Source organism: Micromonospora cremea (genome assembly GCF_900143515.1).
In the GTDB taxonomy this organism is placed as follows: Bacteria; Actinomycetota; Actinomycetes; order Mycobacteriales; family Micromonosporaceae; genus Micromonospora; species Micromonospora cremea.
This window is the reverse complement of record NZ_FSQT01000002.1, coordinates 4327459-4350450: the sequence shown is the minus strand read 5'-3', so window position 1 is coordinate 4350450 and position 22992 is coordinate 4327459. Positions and strand designations below refer to the sequence as shown.

General features: G+C 72.5%; 20 protein-coding genes. 13 read left to right on the top strand and 7 right to left on the bottom strand.

Annotated elements, in window-relative coordinates:
* The first annotated feature begins 102 nt into the window (after positions 1-102).
* The 4 genes from BUS84_RS33850 (at position 103) to BUS84_RS36875 (ending at position 2541) form a co-directional block, all read left to right on the top strand.
* Positions 103-681, top strand: a complete 579-nt coding sequence (locus BUS84_RS33850; RefSeq protein ID WP_074318418.1) for a TetR/AcrR family transcriptional regulator — start codon at positions 103-105, stop codon at positions 679-681.
* A gap of 151 nt (positions 682-832) precedes the next feature.
* Complete coding sequence (locus BUS84_RS33845) at positions 833-1477, top strand: hypothetical protein (RefSeq protein WP_074318417.1); 645 nt, start codon at positions 833-835, stop codon at positions 1475-1477.
* A 171-nt stretch (positions 1478-1648) separates the two neighbouring features.
* Positions 1649-2032 carry a hypothetical protein gene (locus BUS84_RS36880; protein WP_143728602.1) on the top strand — a complete coding sequence of 128 codons (384 nt, stop codon included), beginning with the start codon at positions 1649-1651 and terminating at the stop codon, positions 2030-2032.
* Entirely contained in the window at positions 2011-2541 is a 531-nt protein-coding gene (locus BUS84_RS36875) for a hypothetical protein (RefSeq protein ID WP_084757721.1), read from the top strand. The genes BUS84_RS36880 and BUS84_RS36875 overlap by 22 nt, the downstream gene beginning before the upstream one ends.
* Positions 2542-2657: 116 nt before the next feature.
* Here the strand turns inward: BUS84_RS36875 and BUS84_RS33835 are convergent, their stop codons facing one another.
* Genes BUS84_RS33835 through BUS84_RS33820 form a run of 4 tightly spaced genes read right to left on the bottom strand, consistent with a single transcriptional unit; the run spans position 2658 to position 6641 of the window.
* On the bottom strand, positions 2658-3605 hold the full coding sequence (locus BUS84_RS33835) for an ABC transporter substrate-binding protein (protein WP_074318416.1): 948 nt from the start codon (positions 3603-3605) through the stop codon (positions 2658-2660).
* Entirely contained in the window at positions 3605-4471 is an 867-nt protein-coding gene (locus tag BUS84_RS33830; protein WP_074318415.1) for an ABC transporter ATP-binding protein, read from the bottom strand. The genes BUS84_RS33835 and BUS84_RS33830 overlap by 1 nt, the downstream gene beginning before the upstream one ends.
* A 20-nt stretch (positions 4472-4491) precedes the next feature.
* Positions 4492-5598, bottom strand: a complete 1107-nt coding sequence (locus tag BUS84_RS33825; protein ID WP_244298812.1) for a FecCD family ABC transporter permease — start codon at positions 5596-5598, stop codon at positions 4492-4494.
* Positions 5595-6641, bottom strand: a complete 1047-nt coding sequence (locus BUS84_RS33820; protein ID WP_074318414.1) for a FecCD family ABC transporter permease — start codon at positions 6639-6641, stop codon at positions 5595-5597. The genes BUS84_RS33825 and BUS84_RS33820 overlap by 4 nt, the downstream gene beginning before the upstream one ends.
* Positions 6642-6778: 137 nt before the next feature.
* Here BUS84_RS33820 and BUS84_RS33815 point away from each other — a divergent pair, with 137 nt between their 5' ends.
* Positions 6779-7138: a YciI family protein gene (locus BUS84_RS33815; RefSeq protein ID WP_074318413.1), complete on the top strand. Its 360-nt coding sequence runs from the start codon at positions 6779-6781 to the stop codon at positions 7136-7138.
* Between the two features lie 21 nt (positions 7139-7159).
* Here BUS84_RS33815 and BUS84_RS33810 read toward each other — a convergent pair whose 3' ends face one another.
* Positions 7160-7615, bottom strand: a complete 456-nt coding sequence (locus tag BUS84_RS33810) for a cytidine/deoxycytidylate deaminase family protein (protein WP_074318412.1) — start codon at positions 7613-7615, stop codon at positions 7160-7162.
* Positions 7616-7735: 120 nt separating this feature from the next.
* Between BUS84_RS33810 and hrpA the strand changes: the two genes are divergently transcribed.
* The gene (gene hrpA, locus BUS84_RS33805; protein ID WP_074318411.1) at positions 7736-11803 is read left to right on the top strand and encodes an ATP-dependent RNA helicase HrpA; all 4068 of its coding nucleotides are present in this window, start codon (positions 7736-7738) and stop codon (positions 11801-11803) included.
* A gap of 6 nt (positions 11804-11809) precedes the next feature.
* On the opposite strand, the gene BUS84_RS33800 is transcribed toward hrpA, so the two are convergent.
* Positions 11810-12739: a LysR family transcriptional regulator gene (locus BUS84_RS33800; protein WP_074318410.1), complete on the bottom strand. Its 930-nt coding sequence runs from the start codon at positions 12737-12739 to the stop codon at positions 11810-11812.
* An 83-nt stretch (positions 12740-12822) separates the two neighbouring features.
* Here BUS84_RS33800 and BUS84_RS33795 point away from each other — a divergent pair, with 83 nt between their 5' ends.
* The 7 genes from BUS84_RS33795 to BUS84_RS33765 all read left to right on the top strand — a co-directional run bounded on the left by BUS84_RS33795 (position 12823) and on the right by BUS84_RS33765 (position 21410).
* On the top strand, positions 12823-13506 hold the full coding sequence (locus tag BUS84_RS33795; protein WP_074318409.1) for a succinate dehydrogenase cytochrome b subunit: 684 nt from the start codon (positions 12823-12825) through the stop codon (positions 13504-13506).
* 1 nt (position 13507) lies between these two features.
* Positions 13508-15445 (top strand): fumarate reductase/succinate dehydrogenase flavoprotein subunit, encoded by a 1938-nt coding sequence (locus tag BUS84_RS33790; protein ID WP_074318408.1) that lies wholly within the window; start codon positions 13508-13510, stop codon positions 15443-15445.
* Positions 15442-16206: a succinate dehydrogenase/fumarate reductase iron-sulfur subunit gene (locus tag BUS84_RS33785; RefSeq protein ID WP_074318407.1), complete on the top strand. Its 765-nt coding sequence runs from the start codon at positions 15442-15444 to the stop codon at positions 16204-16206. The genes BUS84_RS33790 and BUS84_RS33785 overlap by 4 nt, the downstream gene beginning before the upstream one ends.
* Positions 16207-16944: 738 nt before the next feature.
* The gene (locus BUS84_RS33780; RefSeq protein ID WP_074318406.1) at positions 16945-18129 is read left to right on the top strand and encodes a zinc-dependent alcohol dehydrogenase; all 1185 of its coding nucleotides are present in this window, start codon (positions 16945-16947) and stop codon (positions 18127-18129) included.
* Positions 18126-19055, top strand: coding sequence for an SDR family NAD(P)-dependent oxidoreductase (locus tag BUS84_RS33775; protein ID WP_074318405.1), 930 nt, complete (start codon positions 18126-18128; stop codon positions 19053-19055). The genes BUS84_RS33780 and BUS84_RS33775 overlap by 4 nt, the downstream gene beginning before the upstream one ends.
* A gap of 85 nt (positions 19056-19140) precedes the next feature.
* Complete coding sequence (locus BUS84_RS33770; RefSeq protein WP_143728601.1) at positions 19141-20151, top strand: serine hydrolase; 1011 nt, start codon at positions 19141-19143, stop codon at positions 20149-20151.
* A 113-nt stretch (positions 20152-20264) separates the two neighbouring features.
* The gene (locus BUS84_RS33765) at positions 20265-21410 is read left to right on the top strand and encodes an MBL fold metallo-hydrolase (RefSeq protein WP_074318404.1); all 1146 of its coding nucleotides are present in this window, start codon (positions 20265-20267) and stop codon (positions 21408-21410) included.
* Here the strand turns inward: BUS84_RS33765 and BUS84_RS33760 are convergent.
* Complete coding sequence (locus BUS84_RS33760) at positions 21407-22918, bottom strand: deoxyguanosinetriphosphate triphosphohydrolase family protein (protein WP_074319313.1); 1512 nt, start codon at positions 22916-22918, stop codon at positions 21407-21409. The genes BUS84_RS33765 and BUS84_RS33760 overlap by 4 nt on opposite strands.
* Positions 22919-22992: the final 74 nt, after the last annotated feature.

Sequence of the window (22992 nt, the reverse complement as noted above, 5' to 3'; positions counted from 1 at the left end):
AAGTGCCGTCACGTCCGTGATGGCTACGGTACATAGCTATCATGGCTAAAAGCTATAGCTATCATGGTGACGGCCGTCGCCCCACCCGGAAGGAGCAGCCGCATGCCGACCCCCGATCGGACGTCGCTCGCCGACATCGTCGAGGCCGCCCGCGACATCCTGGAGTCGGATGGACTCCCGCGCCTGACGATGCAGGCGGTCGCCGAGCGGGTCGGTGTGCGCGCCCCGTCGCTCTACAAGCGGGTCCGCAACCGCGACGCCCTGATCCGGCTCGTCGCCGAGACCACCGTCCAGGACCTGGGCGAACAGCTCAGCGCCGTCGCCAGCAGCGGCGACCCGGGCCGGGACCTCGGTGAGCTGGCCCGCGCCTTCCGCGCATTCGCCCACGCACACCCGGCCGGCTATCAGCTGATCTTCGCCGACGGCCGCGAGGAGACCCGACCCAGCCTCGACGCCCTCACCAAGGCCAGCGCCCCCGCCCTGCGCGTCGCCGCCGACCTCGCCGGGCCCGAGCACGCCCTGGAGGCCGCCCGCATGTTCACCGCCTGGGCCAACGGCTTCGTCAGCATGGAGTTGGCGGGTGCCTTCAACCTCGGCGGCGACCTCGACGAGGCCTTCGAGTTCGGCATCATCCGCCTGACCGCCGCCTTCACGGCCCCGGAACCGCCCCGGGCCGACTGACCACCGCGGGCCGCGATCAGTTCGTCGGATGCGCCGCGGTGCGCGGCCCGGTGCGGGGTGCCTCCATCCCACCCCTGGCTTCGCTGGGCAATGTCAGACCCGTCGATTAGAATGTATGTACTAATCGAGATCCTGACCTGGGAGGACGCCCGTGACCGCGCCCGCCTCCACGCCCCTCACCCCCTACGCCACCCTGCTCGGCTTCACCCGCTACGTCGACCGCAACGGCCCCACCAAGGCGACCTTCGTGGGCGGCCTGCGCAAGCAGCGGGCCAGCCGCTCCGGCTTCAACCCGCACGGCCAGTTCGTCAAGGCACTCAAGGCCGACATCGCCTTCCACACCGGCGGCACACACCTCACCGGCGTGGTCGACGTGGTCAAGCCGCGCTGGCGCCCGCTCTACCAGGCGCTGGTGCCCGGCGCCACGGCCTGGCTGCACTCCCTGGGCGAGCCGTCCGCCGTCGACCTGGCCCAGACCCGCGACGCCCTGGCCATGCTGGGTGATCTACCAGTCAAGATCAACCCCCACTTCGGGGTACGCCACGCCGACGGCCGGGCCGAGGCGATCCGGCTGCACTTCGACGAGACCCCGCCGAGCGAGGAGGCGGTGCTCGCCACCCTGCACCTGATGGCCCGGCACATGGACGCGGTGCTCCCGCACGCCGAGCCGGTCCTGGTCGACGTCCGGCGCGGCCAGGCCCACCACATGCCCACCGACGCCAAGCCCGACCAGATCGAACGCTGGCTGGCCGGCGAGGCCGCCGCCTTCCGCGCCATCTGGTCCACCGCCGCCTGACAACCCACCCGCCTCCTCACAAGATCCGCACAGCTCCGCTGTTCTCGCTTCCTCCCGACGGCGGGAGGCAGCAGCTGCCGCGACGTTGTGCGGATCTTGGCGTTGGCGGGCCGCGCTGAGAGTTATCCACAGGAGCTGCCGGCAGGCAGGTGTGCCAGTCAGGGTGTCGTCATGCCTGTTCCCCCACGTCGACCAGCGCGGTTGCAGCGACGCGTCTTCCGCGGCTCCCACGCTGTCGCCCACGTCCTGCTGACCAGGACGGAGCTGCGCAGCGCCGCTTGGCGCCCTCTGTTCCGGGATGTCTACGCGGACGCGCAGCTGGTGGTCACCCACCGCACTCGCTGTGCGGCCGCGGCGCGGTGGGTGCTGCCGCCGGGGGTGGTGATCGCGGGGCGCAGCGCCGCGGCTCTCTACGGCGCGGCGTCGGTCGCCGACGATGAACCCATCGACGTGCTCGTGCCCGCCGGGCAGCGGTTCGGGCCGGTCACAGGGCTCGTCGTGCACACGGTGCAGTCACCCAGACCGATGTTGCGGTGCGCGCCGGCATTCCGCTGACCACGCCGGTCCGCACCTGCGGGGATTTGGCCCAGTGGCTCGCGACTGAGGAGGCTGTCGCCATCGTGGACCGACTGGCCGGCCAACGGCTGGTGGCGCTCCCTCAGCTACGCACCGAGGCCCGGGCACGGGTCGGCAGCCGAGGCTGGAAGCGAATGGCGCGGGTAGCCGAGCTGGCCGACGCGGGGGCGGAGTCGGCACCGGAGTCCCGGCTCAGGGTACGGATCGTGCTCGCAGGGCTGCCAACGCGCGTGACCCAGTTCGTGGTCGAGCGCGACGGCAGGTTCGTCGCACGCCTCGACCTGGCCTGGCCGCACCTCAAGGTCACCGTCGAGTACGACGGTCTGTGGCATCACGATCCGGAGCAGTTCCACCGGGACCGGCGCCGACTCAACCGCCTGCTCGGCGAGGACTGGATCGTCCTGCATGTCACGGCGAAACGACTCCGCGAGGACTTCGACGCCTTCCTGGGCGAACTCCGCCAAGCCCTCCACACCCGCTCCCGCTAACGCAGACAATGCAAGATCCGCGCAACTTCAGGGATCCTGCCGTCTCATCAGCTCGTGAGGCAGCAGGATCCCTGAAGTTGCGCGGATCTTGGGGCGTGGCGCGCGGCGCGCGGGGGTTAGGCGGCGGGGAGGTACTTCGCCAGGTCGTCGAGGATCTTGTTGGCGGCGCCGACGCCGATGCCGGTCATCCACACCTCGTCGGCGACCGGGTACGCCTTGCCGGCCTTGACCGCGCCGAGGCCCTTCCAGAGGGTGCCGGCGGTCATCTTGGCCTGCTCGGCGGCGGCCTTGTCGCCGTACGCGGTCACGAAGATGACGTCACCATCGACCTCGTTGATCCGCTCGGGGCTGACCAGGTCGAAACGCTTGTCCTCCTTGTTGGCGAGCTGCTGCCGCTCGGGGCGGCCCAGGCCGGTGTCGCCGATGACGATGCCGGAGAACGAGTCCGGGCCGTAAACCCGGATGTTGCCGGGGAGGAACCGCACGATCGACACCTTGCGGGCGGCGGCGTCGCCGAGCGTGGTTCCGAAGTCCTTGGCGCGCTTCTCGTACGCGGCGAGCAGATCCTTGGCCTGCTGCTCGTGGCCGAGCGCCTTGCCGTCGAGGAGGAAGTTCTCCTTCCAGGTGATGCCGACCTTGTCGGTGAACACCGTCGGCGCGATGGCGGCCAGCTCGTCGTAGAACTTCTCCTGGCGGAACTTGCTGCCCAGGATGAGGTCCGGCTTCAGCGCGTTGATCGCCTCCAGGTCGGGCTCGGTGAGCACCCCGACCTCCTTGATGCTGGCGAGCTTGTCCGCGCCGAAGTAGGTCGGCCAGCTCTTGGCCTCACCGGCGGTGGCGGCGCCGACCGGCGTGACGCCCAGCGAGAGCGCCGTGTCGATCTTGTCGGTGTCGAGCACGACGACGCGCTTGGGCTCCGCCGGGACCTTGGTTGTGCCCATGGCGTGGGTGATCTCCCGGGTCTCCCCGGTGGTGGAGCCGGCGACCGGGTCGCTCTCACCGCAGGCGGTGAGTCCGACGCCGAGGGCGACGGCCGCGGCGAGGGCGGCGACGAGACGACGCATCAGAGTCCTTTCGAAGGGTACGAGCCGGCGAGCGGGTTGCTCCCGTCGTCGGCGGGTTGGGCGGAGGGGGTGACCGGGCGGGCGGTGGTGCCGCCGGTGTGCGCGGGCACCACCAGGGGCGCACCGGTCACCGGGCAGGGCACGACCACGCAGGCCAGCCCGAAGACGTCACGGACCAGGTCTGCGGTGAGGATCTCCCGGGGCGGCCCCGCGGCCACCACCGTGCCGGCGCGCATCGCGACCAGGTGGTCGGCGTAGCGGGCGGCCTGGTTCAGGTCGTGCAGCACGGCGACCACGGTGCGGCCCCGCTCGACGCGCAGCCGGTGCAGCAGGTCCAGCACCTCCACCTGATGGGCCAGGTCGAGGAAGGTGGTCGGCTCGTCCAGCAGCAGGGCGTCGGTGTCCTGCGCGAGGGTCATGGCGATCCACACCCGTTGCCGCTGGCCGCCGGAGAGGCTGTCGACCGGCCGGTCGGCCAGGCCGGCCACGTCGGCCAGGGCCATCGCCCGGTCCACCGCCGCGCCGTCCTCCGGCGACCACTGCCGCCACCACCGCTGGTACGGCTGCCGGCCGCGCCCCACCAGGTCGGCCACGGTGACGCCCTCGGGCACCAGCGGGCTCTGCGGCAGCACGCCGAGCCGGCGGGCCACCTCCCGGGTCGGCAGGTCGCGGATGGCGCTGCCGTCCAGCAGCACCGTGCCACGGCGGGGGGTGAGCAGCCGGGCCATGGTCCGCAGCAGGGTGGACTTGCCGCACGCGTTCGGCCCGACGATCACGGTGAACGCGTCGGTCGGCAGGTCCAGGTCGAGCCCGTCGAGCACGGTCCGCTCGTCGTAGCCAGCGACCAGGTCGCGGGTGGAGAGCATCGCACCACTCCTTAGAGGCGTCACGAGGACCGCCGCCGTCCGCGCAGCAGCAGGAAGATCAGGTACGGCCCGCCGATCGCCGCGGTCAGCACGCCGGCCGGCAGTTGGGTGGGTGCGAACAGCCGTCGCCCGGCCAGATCGGCCAGCACCAGCAGCAGCGCGCCGAGCAGTGCCGCGCAGACCAGCGGCGGCCGTTCGGCCCGCACCAGCCGCCGGGCCACCTGGGGCGCGACCAGGGCCACGAAGTCGACGGCGCCGACCTGGGCGGTGACCATCGCGGCGACGAGTACGCCGGTGCCGGCGAGCCCGATGCGGCGGGCAACCGGGCGCAGCCCGACCCCACGCGCGGTGTCGTCGTCCAGCGCGGTGCTGTTCAACGCCCAACCGGCCCAGGCCAGCACCGGCAGCAGCACCAGCAGCGTGCCGGCGATCCAGGCGGCCTCGGTCCAGCCCTTGCCGGCCAGGGTGCCGATCAGCCAGATCTGCGCGCGCAGCCCGTCGATCGGGTCGGCGGTGAGCATGACCACCTCGGTCAGCGCCCGGAAGGCGAAGGCGACCGCCACCCCGGCGAGCACGAACCGCTGCGCGGCCAGCCCGTGCCGAGCACCGAGGGCGAACAGCAGCACCGCGGCGAGCAGCCCGCCCACCAGCGCGGTGGGGGCCACCAGCACCGCGGCGGCCCCGCTGGTCAGTGCGACGGTCGCGGCGAGCCCGGCGCCCTGGGTGATGCCGATGACGTCCGGGCTCGCCAGCGGATTGCGGGCCACGCTCTGGATCAATGTCCCGGCCACGCCGAAGGCCGCGCCGGCCACCGCGGCCAGCACGATCCGCGGCAGCCGAAGATCAAAGACGACCAGGTCGTACGGGGTGCCCGCCCCGGAGAGCGCGCGCAGCACGTCGGCCGGGGCGACGTACGGGGTGCCCAGGGAGAGGCTGAGCACCACGGCCAGCAGGAGCAGCACGGTCAGCGCGGCGGCCACCAGCACCGCGCGGCGGCGGACCTGCAGGCTGACCGGGCCGATCCGCAGCAGCGACCGCCCGGGCAGCCGTGCGCCGGCGGTACCGGGCGACGCGTCGGCGTCAGACGCCGGGGTCGTGGAGTCGGGGCGGCGGTCGACGGTGGTCACGCGGTCACCACCCGGGCACGGCGGACCAGCACGGCCAGCAGCGGCGCGCCGATCAGGGCGGTGACGATCCCGGCCGGTATCTCGCCGGGCGGGGCGACGAGCCGGCCGACGACGTCGGCGCCGAGCAGCAGCGCCGGCCCGAGCAGGGCGGAGACGGCGAGGGTCCAGCGGTGGTCCGCGCCGACCAGGGCGCGCGCCAGGTGCGGCACGGCCAACCCGACGAAGGCGACCGGGCCGGCCGCCGCCACCGCGGCCCCGGTCAGCAGCACCGCGGCGAGGCCACCGCCGAGGCGGACCAGGCCGACCCGGTTGCCGAGGCCGCGGGCCACGTCGTCGCCGAGGGCCAACGCGTCCAGACCCCGGGCCACCAGGGCGGCCAGCACCAGCCCGGCGAGGACGAAGGGCAGCACCTGAGCGGTGACCGACAGGTCCCGCCCGGCCAGCCCGCCGACCACCCAGAACCGGTACTCCTCGAAGGTGCGGGCGTCGATGCTGAGCAGCGCGTACACCCCAGAGGCGAGGCTGGCGTCGAGCGCCGCGCCGACCAGCGCGAGGGTGACCGGGCTGGCGCCCTCGCGGGCCCGGGTGGCGATGGCGAAGACCAGCAGCCCGGCGAGCAGCGCACCGGCGATGCCGAACCAGACGTACCCGGCGAGCGTGCCGATACCGAAGACGGAGATGGCCAGCACCACGCCGAACGACGCGCCGGCGCTGATGCCGAGGATGCGCGGCTCGGCGAGTGGGTTGCGGGTGAGCGCCTGGAACAGCACGCCGGCCACGGCGAGCGCGAGCCCGACGGCGAGGCCGAGCGCGGTGCGCGGCACCCGCAGCTCGCGGACGATGGTGCTGGCGTCGCCGCCGTCCGGCGCGACGAGTGCGTGCCAGACCTGGTCGACGCCGAGTTGCCGGCTGCCGAGCGCGAAGCTGGCCAGCACGGTGAGCAGCAGCACCAGCGCGGCGGCGACGGTGACGGCCACCCGGCGGCCGGTGCGGGTGCCGGACCGGCTGCGGGCCGGGGCCGGGCGGGTCGCGAGGGTGGTCACGGGTCTCCTGCACGTTCGCGCTTAGGTTCGCCTTACCTTAGCCGACGTGCTGAGGGTGGCCTAACTGGCGCCCGTCGATCCCGGGCGGACCAGGACGGACGCCCGCGCCGAGGGGGCGGCGCGCCTAGGGTGGGAGCATGCGATTCGACCAGCACACGGTCGTGCTTCTGGTCCGGCCGGCGGACGCCCCGGAGCTGCCGCTGGACGCGGTCGACCGGTTGCAGAACGCCCACCTGGCCCATCAGGCGGGTCTGGTGGAGCAGGGCCTCGTGCTCGCGGCCGGTCCGTTCCTGGCCGGCGACGACGAGCGGCTGCGCGGCTTCGTCGTGCTCTCGGTGGACCCGGACACCGCCCGCGAGCTGTATCACAACGATCCGGCGGTGCGGGCCGGGCGGCTGGCCGTGCAGGTCATGAGCTGGCTGGTGCCGGAGGGCAACGTGCGGTTCGAGAGCGTGCCGGTGCCCCGGTCGATGCTGGAGGCGGCGGCCGGCGACTGAACGCGCCAGGGGCCGGTCCGGTCAGCCGGCTGCGGCGCTGCGGGCCGCCGGAGGAGCCGGCGCGCTGGCCGGCGAAGTCGTGTTCTGCTGCCCATCCTCGACGTGGTGCTCCGGTGGCAGCTCACCGATCGGGAGCAACCGCAGGGCCTCCACCGAGCCGATGATCACTCGCAGCGCCGGGAAGTGGTCCCGCAGCACCTGGCGGCACCGGTCGCACGGCGCGACGATCTCGCGTCCCCGGTCGGCCACCGTCACGATCGTCTCCAGCCCGGTCACGCCCTGCGTCGCGGCGGTGCCGACGACGATCAGCTCGGCGCACGTTCCGCCGGTGACGTGGTGGACGTTCACCCCGGTGAAGACCCGCCCGTCGGCGGTCCGGGCGGCGGCCGCGACGGTGTGGTTCTGGCTGCGGCAGCGCAGCTTGGCGACCGCCGTGGCGGCCTGCACCAGCGCCCGGTCGGTGTCCCGCAGCTCCATTCCGGCCCCTCGCGCTCGACGTCGGCCGCCAACTGTAGACCGCCGCGCGAGCGTCCAACCGGCGGTGGCGCGGTAACCCGGGGGCGGTACGCGGCCGGGCTGCCTATCCTTGGGCACGACATGCAGAATCCAGCCGCCTCCGCCGCGACCGATCCCGTCCGCGAGCTGCACCGCCGCCTCACCCCCCTGATGTTCCGCGACCAACGCCGGCTCCAGCGACGGCTGGACGGCGCCCGCAAGCTGCGTGACCCGCAGCGCCGGGAGGCGGCGCTGGCCGAGATCACCACCGACCTGGCCCGCGCCGAGCAGCGGATCGCCGCCCGGCGGGCCGCCGTACCCGTGATCACGTACCCCGCGGGGTTACCAGTCAGCGAGCGCAAGGACGACATCGCCGCCGCCATCCGCGACCACCAAGTGGTGATCGTGGCTGGCGAGACCGGCTCCGGCAAGACCACCCAGATACCCAAGATCTGCCTGGAGCTGGGGCGCGGAGTGCACGGGCTGATCGGGCACACCCAGCCCCGGCGGCTGGCCGCCCGGACGGTCGCCGACCGGATCGCCGACGAGCTGGGCACCGAACTGGGTGACGTGGTCGGCTACAAGGTGCGCTTCACCGACCAGGTCAGCGAGCGCAGCCTGGTCAAGCTGATGACCGACGGCATCCTGCTGGCCGAGTTGCAGACCGACCGGATGCTGCGCCAGTACGACACGTTGATCATCGACGAGGCGCACGAGCGCAGCCTCAACATCGACTTCATCCTCGGGTACCTGCGGGAGCTGCTGCCCCGGCGACCGGACCTCAAGGTGATCATCACCTCGGCGACCATCGAGACTGACCGCTTCGCCCGGCACTTCGCCGGACGACCCACCGCCGACGAGCCGCAGGGCGTACCGGCGCCGGTGGTGGAGGTCTCGGGGCGGACCTATCCGGTGGAGGTGCGCTACCGGCCGCTGGTCGAGGTCGCCGAGGGTGAGGAGGACGGCGACGGCGACGAGGAGACCGTCCGCGACCAGATCCAGGCGATCGGCGACGCCGTCGAGGAGCTGGCCGCCGAGGGCCCCGGTGACATCCTGGTCTTCCTCAGCGGGGAACGGGAGATCCGGGACACCGCCGACGCGCTGAGCAAGCTGGTGCAGAAGAAGCGCTCGCTGCTCGGCACCGAGATCCTGCCGCTGTACGCCCGGCTCTCCTCCGCCGAACAGCACCGGGTCTTCGCCGCGCACACCGCACGTCGGGTGGTGCTTGCCACCAACGTCGCGGAGACCTCGTTGACCGTGCCCGGCATCAAGTACGTCGTGGACCCGGGCACCGCCCGGATCTCCCGCTACTCCAGCCGCCTCAAGGTGCAGCGGCTGCCAATCGAGCCGATCTCCCAGGCGTCGGCCAACCAGCGCAAGGGGCGCTGCGGCCGGACCTCGGACGGCATCTGCATCCGCCTCTACGACGAGCAGGACTTCCTCTCCCGGCCGGAGTTCACCGACCCGGAGATCCTGCGCACCAACCTGGCGTCGGTCATCCTCCAGATGACCGCGATCGGGCTCGGCGACCTCGCCGCGTTCCCGTTCATCGACCCGCCGGACCGGCGCAACATCACCGACGGGATCAACCTGCTGCACGAGCTGGGCGCGCTCGACCCGGCCGAGGCCGACCCGGCGAAGCGGCTCACCGCGCTGGGCCGGCGGCTGGCCCAACTGCCGGTCGACCCGCGACTGGCCCGCATGGTCGTCGAGGGCGAGCGCAACGGTTGCGCCACCGAGGTGCTGGTGATCGCCGCCGCGCTCTCCATTCAGGACCCGCGGGAGCGGCCGGCGGAGAAGCAGGCCCAGGCCGACCAGGCACACGCCCGGTTCGCCGACAAGGAGTCGGACTTCGTCGCCTTCCTCAACCTCTGGCGCTACCTGCGGGAGCAGCAGCGGGCGCTGTCGTCCAGCGCGTTCCGCCGGATGTGCAAGGCGGAGTACCTGAACTACCTGCGGGTCCGCGAGTGGCAGGACATCGTCGGCCAACTGCGCCAGGTGCTGCGTACCCCGGAGGACGGCGACCGGCGCGGGAAGCGACCGGCGCGCGACACGGCGAACGGCGCGGACGCCGGCCGGGGTGAGAGCCGTCGCGGCGCCGACCTGCCGGAGGAGATCGACACCCCGAAGGTGCACCAGTCGCTGCTGCCCGGCCTGCTGTCGCACATCGGCCTGAAGGACGCCCAGAAGCATGAGTACCTGGGCGCCCGGGGGGCGAAGTTCGCGCTCTTCCCCGGCTCGGCGCTGTTCAAGAAGCCGCCGCGCTGGGTGATGGCCGCCGAGCTGGTGGAGACGTCCCGGCTGTGGGGCCGGATCGCCGGCCGGGTCGAGCCGGAGTGGGTCGAACCGCTCGCGCAGCACCTGGTCAAGCGCAGCTACAGCGAGCCGCACTGGGAGAAGAAGCAGGCCGCGGTCATGGCCTTCGAGAAGGTCACCCTGTACGGCGTCCCGCTGGTGACCTCGCGCAAGGTGAATTTCGGCCGGATCGACCCGGCGCTGAGCCGTGAGCTGTTCATCCGGCACGCCCTCGTCGAGGGCGACTGGCAGACCCACCACCAGTTCTGGGGCGACAACCAGCGGCTGCTGGGTGAGATCGAGGAGCTGGAGAGCCGGGCCCGACGGCGGGACATCCTGGTCGACGACGAGACGATCTTCAGCTTCTACGACCAGCGGATCCCGGCCGACGTGGTCTCCGGCCGGCACTTCGACGCTTGGTGGAAGAAGACCCGCCGGGAGCAGCCCGACCTGCTCACCTTCACCCGCGACCTGCTGGTCAACGACGGCCGGCCCGGGGTGGACGAGGGCGACTACCCGGACGAGTGGCGGGCCGACGGGGTGACCCTGCCGCTGACGTACCGGTTCGAGCCGGGCACGCCGACCGACGGCGTCACCGTGGACATCCCGCTGCCGCTGCTCAACCAGGTGCCGGCGGAGAGCTTCGACTGGCAGGTGCCCGGGCTGCGCGAGGAGCTGGTGATCGCGCTGATCCGCTCGCTGCCCAAGGCGTTGCGCCGCAACTTCGTCCCGGTGCCGGACTTCGCGCGGGCCGCCCTGGCGTCGATCACTCCTGGCGAGGAGCCGCTGCTGGACGCGCTCACCCGGCAGCTGCGCCGGATGACCGGTGTCACCGTGCCCCGCGACGCCTGGGAACCGGGCAAGCTCCCGGCCCACCTGCGGGTCACCTTCCGGGTGCTGGGCGACGACGACAAGCCGGTCGCCGAGGGCAAGGACCTACCGGCCCTGCAACGCCAGCTCCGCCAGGAGGTACGCCAGGTGGTGGCGGCCGCCGCGCCGGAGGTGGCCCGTACCGGGCTGCGCGAGTGGAGCATCGGCACGCTGCCGCGCACCATCGAGCAGGTCCGCGCCGGCTACGCGGTGACCGCGTACCCGGCGCTGGTCGACGAGGGCGCCACGGTCGGGGTGAAGGTCTTCGACTCCCCCGCCGAAGCGGAGGCGGCGCACTGGGCCGGCACCCGCCGGCTGCTGCGGCTCACCGTGCCGTCCCCGGCGCGGTTCCTGCAGGGCCGGCTGAGCAACGAGGCGAAGCTGGCGCTGAGCCGCAACCCGCACGGCGGCGTGCAGGAGCTGATCGAGGACGCGGCGGGCGCGGCCATCGACCGGCTGATCGGTGCCGCCGGCGGGCCGGCCTGGGACGCCGAGGGGTTCGCGGCGCTCCGCGAGAAGGTCCGCGCCGACCTGGTCGACACCGTGGTCGAGGTGATGGACCGGGTCCGCAAGGTGCTCGCCGCGGCGTACGCCGTCGAGCAGCGGCTCGGCGCCACCCGGAACCTCGCCGTGGTGGCCGCGCTGGCCGACATCCGCAACCAGCTCGCCGGGCTGGTGCACGCCGGTTTCATCACCGAGACGGGGTACGCGCGCCTGCCCGACCTGCTGCGCTACCTCACCGCCATCGAGCGCCGGCTGGACCGGCTGGCGAGCAACCCGCAGCGGGACCGTCAGCAGCAGGACCGGGTCGCGGCGGTGCAGAAGGAGTACGCCGACCTGCTCGCCGCGCTGCCGCCGGCGCGCCGGCAGGAGACCGCCGTCCGGCAGATCCGCTGGATGATCGAGGAGTTGCGGGTGAACGTCTTCGCCCAGGCGCTGGGCACTCCGTACCCCGTCTCGGAGCAGCGGATCTACCGGGCGATGGACGAGGCCGAAGGCCGCTGACGACGATCAGCGGGGGTCCACGCCCGGCGGGAGGTCGTCGCGGTCGATCGCGGTCTGTACGTAGTCGAGCAGGATCCGCCGGAGCTCCCGACCGGCGTGGGTCGGCACGACGTCCCGCCGGCGGGCCACCGCGATGGTCCGCCGGACCCCGGGCGGCGCCAGGGGGGTGATCCGCACTCCCGGCCGGCGAGCCAGCACGATGCCGGGCACCAGCGCGATGCCAAGCCCTGCCTCGACGAAGCTGAGGACCGCGTCCATCTCACCGCCGTCCACCGCGAAGGTCGGCTCGAAGCCCGCCGCGCGGCATGCCTCAATGGTGGCGTCGCGCAGGTCGTAGCCCTCCCGGAACATCACCATCGGCTGGTCGCGCAGGTCGGTGATGCGCAGTTCCCCGTTCGCCGAGGCGGTCGGCACCTCCCCCACCGAGGCCACCACCAGGCTCTCCTGCAGGATCGGGTCGACGCGCAGCCCCGGGTCCGCGCCCTGGGCCGGCATGATGATCAGCGCCAGGTCGAGGTCGCCGCGGAGCAGGTCGCGCACGAGGTCCTGGGACCCACCCTCCTGGACCTTGAGGTCGACGGTGGGGTGCGCGTCGCGGAACCGGCGCAGCACCGGCGGTGCGAGCGACGTGGCGAGGCTGGGGGTGGCGCCGAGCCGGACCCGGCCCCGGCGCAGCCCGACCAGTTCCTGGACCTCCCGGGTCGCGGTCTCCACGTCGGCGAGGATCCGGGTGGCCAACGGCAGCAGCACCTCGCCCGCCGCGGTGAGGGCGATGTTGCCCCGTACCCGTTCGAACAGGGGCGCCCCGAGGTCGGTCTCCAGAGCGTGAATTTGCTTACTGAGAGAAGGCTGAGTGATGCCTACGAGGTCGGCGGCTTGGGTGAAATGTCGTACTTCGGCCACCGCGACGAAGTAGCGGAGCTGATGGAGTTGCATCTACATAGCTTATGGCTATCGACACTACGAGTTTGATGCATTGGACGACTGATCGAAGTGCTCCTAGCGTCGGTTGCGTGGTAATGACGAAAACTCGGTCGCCCATCCGCTCCAACGTCGGCCTCAAGGCCGTCATGGCGGTGACGGGCATCCTGCTGGCGCTGTTCCTGATCGCGCACATGCTCGGGAACCTGAAGGTGTTCACGGGGGAGACCTCGTTCGACCACTACGCGCACTGGCTGCGCGACATCGGCAAGCCGCTGCTGCCCGGCGTGTGGTTCCTGTGGATCCTGCGCACCGGGCTGGTGGTGGCGGTCGTCGCCCACATCGTGGCCGCGACCGTGCTGGCCCGGCGAGCCCGCGCGGCCCGCCCGGTGAAGTACGCCCACCGCAAGAAGGTCAACGGCAGCTACGCCGCCCGCACCATGCGCTGGGGCGGGGTGATCATCCTGCTCTTCGTCATCTACCACCTCCTGGACCTGACCACCGGCACGCTGAACCCGGTCGGTGACGCCAGCAAGCCGTACGGCAACGTCGTCGCCGACTTCGCGCCGGAGCGCTGGTACGTCACGCTCTTCTACACCCTCGCCATCGTCGCGGTGGGCTTCCACCTGCGGCACGGCGCCTTCAGCGCGTTCCGCAGCCTCGGCCAGCAGACGCCGCGGGGCGAGCGCCGGGCGCGCAACGCCGCGCTGGTCTTCGCCGTGCTGCTGTGCGCCGGATACCTGGTGGTCCCGTTCGCCGTTCTCACCGGATTGGTGTCCTGACATGGAACTCTTCACCGAGGGCGACCCGATCGCCGACACCAAGGCTCCCACCGGCCCGATCGAGAAGCGCTGGGACACCCGGCGCTTCGAGGCCAAGCTGGTCAACCCCGCCAACCGCCGCAAGATGACGGTGATCGTGGTCGGCACCGGCCTGGCCGGGGGCTCGGCCGCGGCGACCCTCGCCGAGCAGGGCTACCACGTCAAGTCCTACTGCTACCAGGACAGCCCGCGCCGGGCGCACTCGATCGCGGCGCAGGGCGGCATCAACGCCGCGAAGAACTACCGCAACGACGGCGACTCGGTGCACCGGCTGTTCTACGACACCGTCAAGGGCGGCGACTTCCGCTCCCGGGAGTCGAACGTGCACCGGCTGGCCGAGGTCTCGGTCAACATCATCGACCAGTGCGTCGCCCAGGGCGTGCCGTTCGCCCGCGAGTACGGCGGCCTGCTGGACACCCGCTCCTTCGGCGGCGCCCAGGTACAGCGCACCTTCTACGCCCGGGGGCAGACGGGCCAGCAGCTGCTGCTCGGCGCGTACCAGGCGCTGGAGCGGCAGATCGGCCTCGGCAACGTGGAGATGAACGCCCGGCACGAGATGCTGGAGCTGGTCATCGTGGACGGCAAGGCCCGGGGCATCGTGGTCCGGGACCTAGTCACCGGCGAGATCAGCACCGAGATGGCCGACGCCGTCGTGCTCGCCTCGGGTGGCTACGGCAACGTCTTCTACCTCTCCACCAACGCCAAGGGCTGCAACGTCACCGCCACCTGGCGGGCACACCGCAAGGGCGCCTACTTCGCGAACCCCTGCTACACGCAGATCCACCCGACCTGCATCCCCGTCTCCGGCGACCACCAGTCGAAGCTGACCCTGATGAGCGAGTCGCTGCGCAACGACGGCCGGGTCTGGGTGCCGAAGACCAAGGGCGACGACCGCAACCCCCGGGACATCCCGGAGGACGAGCGGGACTACTACCTGGAGCGGATCTACCCCTCGTTCGGCAACCTGGTCCCCCGCGACATCGCCTCCCGCGCCGCGAAGAACGTCTGCGACGAGGGACGGGGCGTCGGGCCGACCAAGCTCGGCGTCTACCTCGACTTCGCCGACGCGATCGGCCGGCTGGGCCGCAAGGCCATCGAGGCCAAGTACGGCAACCTCTTCGAGATGTACGAGCGGATCACCGGCGAGGACCCGTACGAGGTGCCGATGCGGATCTACCCCGCCGTGCACTACACGATGGGTGGTCTCTGGGTCGACTACGACCTCCAGTCGAGCATCCCCGGCCTGTTCGTGATCGGCGAGGCGAACTTCTCCGACCATGGCGCGAACCGGCTCGGCGCCTCGGCGCTGATGCAGGGCCTGGCCGACGGCTACTTCGTGCTGCCGACCACGATCGCCAACTACCTGGCCTCGGGTCCGCTGGAGAAGGTCGACGCCAGCCACCCGGCGGCGGTCGAGGCGCGCGCCGACGTCGAGGACCGGATCCAGCGGCTGCTGGCGGTCAACGGCGACCGGACGGTGGACTCGTTCCACCGGGAGCTGGGTCAGATCATGTGGGAGCACTGCGGCATGGAGCGCAGCGAGGCCGGGCTGCTCAAGGCGATCGGCGAGATCCGCGCCCTGCGCGACCAGTTCTGGCAGCGGGTCCGGGTGTCCGGCACCGGCGAGGAGCTCAACCAGTCGCTGGAGAAGGCCGGCCGGGTGGCCGACTTCTTCGAGCTGGCCGAGCTGATGTGCATCGACGCCCTGCACCGCGAGGAGTCCTGCGGCGGCCACTTCCGGGCCGAGCACCAGACCCCGGACGGCGAGGCGCAGCGCGACGACGACCGGTTCGCGTACGTGGCGGCCTGGGAGTTCACCGCCACCGGTGAGCCGTCGGTGCTGCACAAGGAAGACCTGAAGTTCGAATACGTCCACCCAACGCAGCGGAGCTACAAGTGAACCTGACCCTGCGCATCTGGCGCCAGAAGGGCCCTGAGGACAAGGGTCGGATGGTGACCTACCAGGTCGACGACGTGTCCCCGGACATGTCGTTCCTCGAGATGCTCGACGTGCTCAACGAGCGGCTGATCCTGGCCGGCGAGGACCCGGTGGCGTTCGACCACGACTGCCGCGAGGGCATCTGCGGCATGTGCGGCCTGATGATCAACGGTGACGCGCACGGGCCGCAGCGCGGCACCACCGCGTGCCAGCTGCACATGCGGCAGTTCACCGATGGCGAGACGATCGACATCGAGCCGTGGCGGGCCAGTGCCTTCCCGGTGATCAAGGACCTGGTGGTCAACCGGGGCGCCTTCGACAAGATCATCGCCGCCGGTGGCTACATCACCGCGCCGACCGGCAGCGCGCCCGAGGCGCACTCCACCCCGGTGGCCAAGGCCAACGCGGACGCCGCCTTCGAGTCGGCGGCCTGCATCGGCTGCGGCGCGTGTGTCGCCGCCTGCCCGAACGGCTCCGGCATGCTCTTCACCGCCGCCAAGCTCACCCAGCTCTCGCTGCTGCCGCAGGGCCAGCCGGAGCGGTACACCCGGGTGATCGGCATGGTCGACGCGCACGACGAGGCCGGGTTCGGCGGCTGCACCAACGCCGGTGAGTGCACCCCGGCCTGCCCGAAGGGCATTCCGCTGAACACCATCGGCCGGCTCAACCGCGACTACCTCATGGCCACCTCGAAGCGGGGCGACAACACCCCGGGCTCTTGAGCCTGGTCGGGCTTTCCGTGGTCGAGCTTCGGGCTGGGGGCGACCGTCCCCGACTCCGGGCGGTCAGGCTTGATCCCTCCGCCGGGGACGGTCGCCCCCAGCCCTGACCTGGTCACCGTCCCGCGCCCCGGTCCGGGTTCTTCCCGAGTACGCACATAAGCCGCTGGCCGGCACCCCGCGCGGGTGCCGGCCAGCGGCTCGTTCCCACTGCACTTGGCGCTGAGATGGGTCAGTTGTTCCAGCGCCGGCGACGAGGAACCCGGCCGACTTAGACCGCGGATGCTGAGGCCGGCCCTCCGGGGCCAGAGATCAGCTCCGGTCCCTGGAAATTCGGCATATCCCCGCGCCCGGCACACCCCGACACCACGCAAACCGAGTTGATCACTAGACGCCTCGACAAGGCCACCCAGAGGCGACCACGGCACACGAAAATCCGCAGGCGGGCGACCGGCGCACGGGCGGGCGGTCCGGCAGACCCGGACGGACCCGGACCGGCTCGGGGCTGGGGGCGAGCGTCCCCGGCGCAGGGATCAAGCCTGACCGCCCGGAGCCGGGGACGGTCGCCCCCAGCCCCACCGCAACCACCGACGAACCGGAACCGAGCCGACCGAACCGGAACCGAGCCGACCGGACCGGACGATCCCCCCAGCCACGCCCGAGGTAGCCGCCCGGGACCGGTTCAAGTGCCGGCGCGCGGGTAGCAGTCCGAGGGACGGCACCGGAGAGGGGACCAGCGGCATGAAGGCACTCACCTGGCACGGCAAGCGGGACGTACGGGTCGAGGACGTCCCGGACCCCCGGATCGAGGAGCCGACCGACGCGATCATCAAGGTCACCTCGACCGCGATCTGCGGCTCGGACCTGCACCTGTACGAGGTACTGGGGCCGTACCTGAAGCCCGGCGACATCCTCGGCCACGAGCCGATGGGCATCGTCGAGGAGGTCGGGCCGGACGTGACCCGGCTCAAGCCCGGCGACCGGGTGGTGGTGCCGTTCAACATCTCCTGCGGCAGTTGCTGGATGTGCCAGCGCCAGCTGTACGCCCAGTGCGAGACCACCCAGGTCGGCAGCGAGGGCAAGGGCGCGGCGCTGTTCGGCTACACCTCGCTCTACGGCTCGGTCCCCGGCGGGCAGGCCGAGTACCTGCGCGTCCCGCAGGCTCACTTCGGACCGATCACCGTCCCGCAGACCGGCGCCGACGAGCGCTACCTCTACCTCTCCGACATCCTGCCCACCGCCTGGCAGGCGGTGAAGTACGCGGACACCCCGCCCGGCGGCACCCTGGCCGTGTTCGGGCTGGGCCCGGTCGGCCAGTTCTGCGCCCGGATCGACCGCCACCTCGGCGCCGGCCGGGTGATCGGGCTGGACCTGGTGCCCGAGCGGCTGGAGCTGGCCCGCCGGCACGGCATCGAGGTGCTCGACGTCCGGGAACTCGACGACGTGCCGGGTGCGCTGATCGACCTGGTCGACGGACGCGGCCCGGACGCGGTGATCGACGCCGTCGGCATGGAGGCGCACGGCTCACCGGTCGGCAAGCTGGCCCACGCCGCGGTCGGACTGCTGCCGGACAAGGTGGCCCAGACGATGACCGACCGCGTCGGCATGGACCGACTCTCGGTCCTGCACGCCGCGATCAAGGGGGTCCGCCGCGGCGGCACCGTCTCGCTTTCCGGCGTCTACGGCGGCGAGGCGGACCCGATGCCGCTGATGGAGATGTTCGACCGGGGCATCCAGCTGCGGATGGGGCAGTGCCACGTGCGCCGGTGGACCGACGAGATCCTGCCGCTGCTCGCCGGTGACGACGATCCGCTGGACGTGGAGGACCTGCGGACCCACCGGGTGCCGCTGGCCAGGGCGCCGCACGCGTACGAGATGTTCCAGAAGAAGGAGGACGGCTGCATCAAGGTCGTGCTCGCTCCGTGAGCCGGGTCGTGGTGATCGCCGGCGCGACCAGCGGGATCGGCCGGGCGACGGCCCGGGCGTTCGCCGAGCGCGAAGACCGCCTCGTCCTCGCCGCCCGCGCCACACAGACCCTCGCCGAGGTACGCGAGGAGTGCGCCGACGTAGAGGTGCTGACCGTGCCCACCGACGTCACCGAGCCGGGCGCGTTGGACGCGCTCGCGGGCGCCGCGATCGACCGGTTCGGCCGCACCGCCGTCTGGGTGCACACGGCCGCCGTCATGGCCTATGGGCGCTTCGACGAGCTGCCGGAGCGGGTCTTCGACCAGGTGGTGCGAACCGATCTGCTGGCCGCGGCCGGCTCGGCGCGGGTGGCCTTGCGGCATTTCCGGGCCACCGGAGCCGGCACCCTGATCCTCACCGGCTCGGTGCTCGCGCACATCACCGCGCCGTACATGAGCGCGTACGTGGCCAGCAAGTGGGGGTTGCAGGGGCTGGTCCGGACGCTGCAGCAGGAGCTGCGCGACAGCCCGCAGATCCGGCTGTGCCTGATCAACCCGGGCAGCGTGGACACGCCGGTGTACCAGCAGGCGGCGAACTACCTGGGCCGGTTCGGCCGACCTCCGCCGCCGGTCACCAGCCCACAACGGGTGGCGCGGGCCATCGTGGACTGCGTGGACCGGCCCCGCCGGGAGGTGTCCGTGGGCCGGCTGAACGTGGTGCTGCGAACCGGCTTCACCGTGCTGCCGGGGGTGTACGACGTCCTGGTCGGACCGTTGATGCGGTTGGCCGGCCTGAGCGGGCGGCCGGTCGCCGCGCACGACGGCACGGTCTTCGCCCCGAACCCGGCCGGCGAGGCGGTGCGCGGCGGTCACCTGCCTGACCTGCGGCAGCTCGCCCGCAGCGTCCCCGGGCCGGCTGGCGCCGCGCTGCGCCGGTGGCTCGGGTGAGCGGTCGGGGGGCACCTTGTATCGATCAACTCCCCTAGGGTGGTGGTCCGGCACGCGCTCCGGCGCACCACGATGGGGGAGACGATTGACCATCCGACTGAACCGCAGGACCGCGCTCGGGCTGGGCACGGTGGCCACCGCCGGTACGGTGCTCGCCGCCGCCGGCCCGGCGAGCGCCGCCGGGACGACCGAACCGAGCCCGACCACGCCGGCCCAGGCCGCCCGCCGGGTCGCCGCCAGCTACGCCCGGAGCAGCACCCAGGCCGGCGGCAACTGGCAGGCGTACGTCAGCGTGGCCGACCCGGCCGGCGCGCCCGTGGTCGCGGTGGCGGCCGAGGCGGACCGGCGGATCGAGGCGTACAGCGTCAACAAGATCGCGGTCGCCACGGCGGTGCTGGACAAGGTCGACCGGGGCCTGCTCACCCTGGACCAGCGGGTCGAGGTGACCGCGGCAATCGTCGTACCGGGCGGCGACGGCATCTTCAGCCTGGACGGCGCGTACCCGAGCAGCGTGACCCTCGGGCACGTGCTGGCCACGCTGCTGACCGTGTCCGACGACACGGCGGTGCGGTTGTGCGGGTCGGTCTGCCCGGCCGCCGAGCTGAACGCCATCCTGGTCGCCAAGGGCTTCCCGAACACGCAGGTCGAGCCGGTGGCCAACCCGAACCGGTTCTTCCTCGGCACCAGCACCCCCCGCGAGACGCACGACCTGCTGCGCGCCCTGGTCGCCGGCACCCTGCTCTCCCCCGCCTCGACGGCGTTCCTGCTCGGGCTGCTGCGCGCCCCGGTGGCGTTCACCGACGGGATCCGGCGCACCATGTCCTCCGACGAGCGGGCCCGGATCGCCACCAAGGCGGGCTGGTTCGCCGACGCGCGGCACGAGGCCGGGATCATCTTCGACCGGTCCGGCGCCGCGGTGCTCACGTACGCGCTCTTCGCCGACGGGCAGGCCGACCCGGACGACTTCGGCGCCACCCACCCGGCCGTCCAGGCCCGGGCCGCCATGGGCCCCCGGTTCCTGGCCGCGGTGGACCGGCTCGCCGGTGCCGGCACGGCGTACCGGGCCACGGCCCGGCGGCCCAGCAACGGCGGCTGAGCACGCGCCCGGGCCGGCCGCCGTGGCGGCGGCCGGCCCGGTGCGGCGACCGCCGAGGCGCGAGCCGGTCCGGGTGACTACCGTGTAGTACGGGACACGGCGGAGGGACGGCGATGGCACCAGCGGAACGCACGGACGTCGAACGGTCGCTCGGGCGACGGATGGGCGGCGCGGCAGGGCTGGCAGCGCTGGCCGGCCTGGCCTGGGTGGCCCGGGACGTGCCGGCGGCACTGGGCGGCCGGCTCGCCGGCGCCCGGGCCGAACGAGCGGGCCGCTCGCCCCAGTTTCGCGACGGCACGTTCCACAACCAGGCCGGCACCCGCACGATGGTCGCCGACCCGGGCCGCAACCTGCTCCGCGAGCTGATCTTCGGCAAGCAGAAGCGCCGCCCGAGCACCGCCGTGCCGCTGCTGCGTCCGGCGAAGGAACCGGCCACCATCGACACCGACCGGGAACTTGGCATCATTTGGTACGGCCACGCCTCCGCACTGGTGGAGATCGAGGGGTACCGGGTGCTCATCGACCCGGTGTGGAGCGAGCGCTGCTCACCGTCGGCCGTGGTCGGGCCCCGCCGGTTGCACGAACCCCCGGTACGCCTCGAGGAGCTGCCCCGACTCGACGCGATCCTCATCTCCCACGACCACTACGACCACCTCGACATGGCCACCGTCCAGGAGTTGGTCGCCCGGCAGTCCGCGCCGTTCCTGGTGCCGCTCGGGGTGGGGGCGCACCTGGACCGGTGGGGCGTACCGGCGGAACGGATCATCGAGCTGGACTGGTCGGAGAGTCACCAGATCGGCGGGCTGACGGTCATCGCCACTCCGGCCCAGCACTTCTCCGGTCGGGGGCTGCGCCGTGATGGCACGCTCTGGAGTTCCTGGGTGATCGAGGGAACGGCCCGCAAGGTCTTCTACACCGGCGACTCCGGCTACTTCGACGGGTACGCGGCGATCGGCGCGGAACACGGGCCGTTCGACGTGACGCTAATGCAGATTGGCGCGTACGACCGGGCCTGGCCGAGCATCCACATGTTCCCGGAGGAGGCGGTCGACGCTCACCTCGACCTGCGCGGCGGGCTGTTCATCCCGGTGCACTGGGCGACGTTCAACCTGGCCCTGCACGACTGGTCCGAGCCGGTGAACCGGCTCTGGGCCGAGGCGAAGGCCCGCGACGTCCGGCTGGCCGTCCCCCGCCCCGGCGAGCGCGTGGTGGTCGACGACCCACCCGCCGTCGACGGCTGGTGGCAGGCCGTCGCCTAGAGCACGAAGGCGTCGGTCCAGAGCGCGCCGGAGCGGCCGGAGAGCGCGTCCAGCATGGCCACCGCCTGGCCGTCGGTGAGCTGCGCGACGAAGTCCACGATGGCCCGCCCCCGGGCACGCCCGATCCGGTCCAGAGTGCGCGGGTGCAGCTCCGCCTCGGCCAGCTCGACCAGGTCGTGCAGCCGCCGGGGCAGCCGGGACTCCTCCTCCGGGTCGAGCAGCCACTCCCAGAGCGCCTCGACCAGGGTGCCCAGCAGGCTGGCCTGGCCGCGCTGGTGCAGCGCGAGGTCGGGGCGGGCCAGCACGAACCGGTGGTGGACGAACTTGAGCACCTGCACCTCGTGCCACTGGGCGCAGCCGAGCAGCACGTACCCGGAGCGCACCGACGGCTGGTCGGTCACCGTGATCGCCTCGACGAAGCGGGTGGACCAGCGGGCGGAGAACCGGGCCACGTACTGCTCGGCCTCGATCGAGCCGTCGAACGGCATCGCCAGCAGCCCGTCGACCAACTCCTCCCGGACGTGCTCGACGGCGGCGGCAAACGCGTCGTCGTCGGCGATCCAGGCGTCCTTGCGGTGCAGTTGCCGGCGCAGCCGCTCGATCGCCGCACCGGGCCGCCGGGCCGCGGTGGTCAGCGCCGCGTCGGTGATCGCCCGGAAGTGCCCGCTCTCCCGCTGCCAGGCCATCAGCTCAGCGGAGACCGCGCCCTGCTGGAGCACCCCGACCCGGTAGAAGTCCTCGACGTCATGGATGGCGTACGCGATGTCGTCGGCGGTGTCCATCACGGACGCCTCCACGGTCTGCTGCCAGTCCGGGATGCGGCCGGCGAACGGCTCCCGGGCCTGGCGCAGGTCGTCGAGCTCGGTCCGGTAGGCGCCGAACTTCGATGAACCGCTCTCCGGGTCGTCCGGCGGCGGGGTGGCCCCCCGCGGCCGCGGGTCCAGCAGGCGGGGGTGCGGGTCGGGGTGGTCCAGCCGGGTCCAGGGGTACTTCAGCATCGCCGCGCGGACCGCGGCGGTCAGGTCCAGCCCGGTGGTAGCCGCGCCCCGGATCTCGGTGCTGGTGACGATCCGGTACGACTGGGCGTTGCCCTCGAAGCCGTCGCTGAGGCCGAGGCGCTGCCGGGCCAGCCGGTCCAGCACCCGCTCCCCCAGGTGCCCGAACGGCGGGTGGCCCAGGTCGTGGGCCAGCGCCGCGGCCTCCACCACGTCGGGATCGCAGCCGCCGAGCTTGTCCAGCAGGTCACGCCACCGATCATCGGCCGTCAGCCGCTCGGCGATCGCCCGGGCCACCTGGGCGACCTTCAGGCTGTGGGTGAGCCGGTTGTGCACCAGCAGGCCGGAGCCGACCGGGCTGATCACCTGGGTGACGCCTCCGAGGCGGGCGAAGAACGGCGAGCCGACGATCCGGTCCCGGTCGGCGCGGAACGGGTTGGCCGTGAGGTCGCCGAGGGCCCGGGCGCTGCCGCCGAAGAGCCGCCGGGCGCGCGGCTCCGCAGCTGTTTCCATGATCGCCACGCTAGCGCAGGCGCGGAGTAGCCGCCGCCGGGTCGCCCCGGCCGGGCGCGGCGACAACGCCCGGC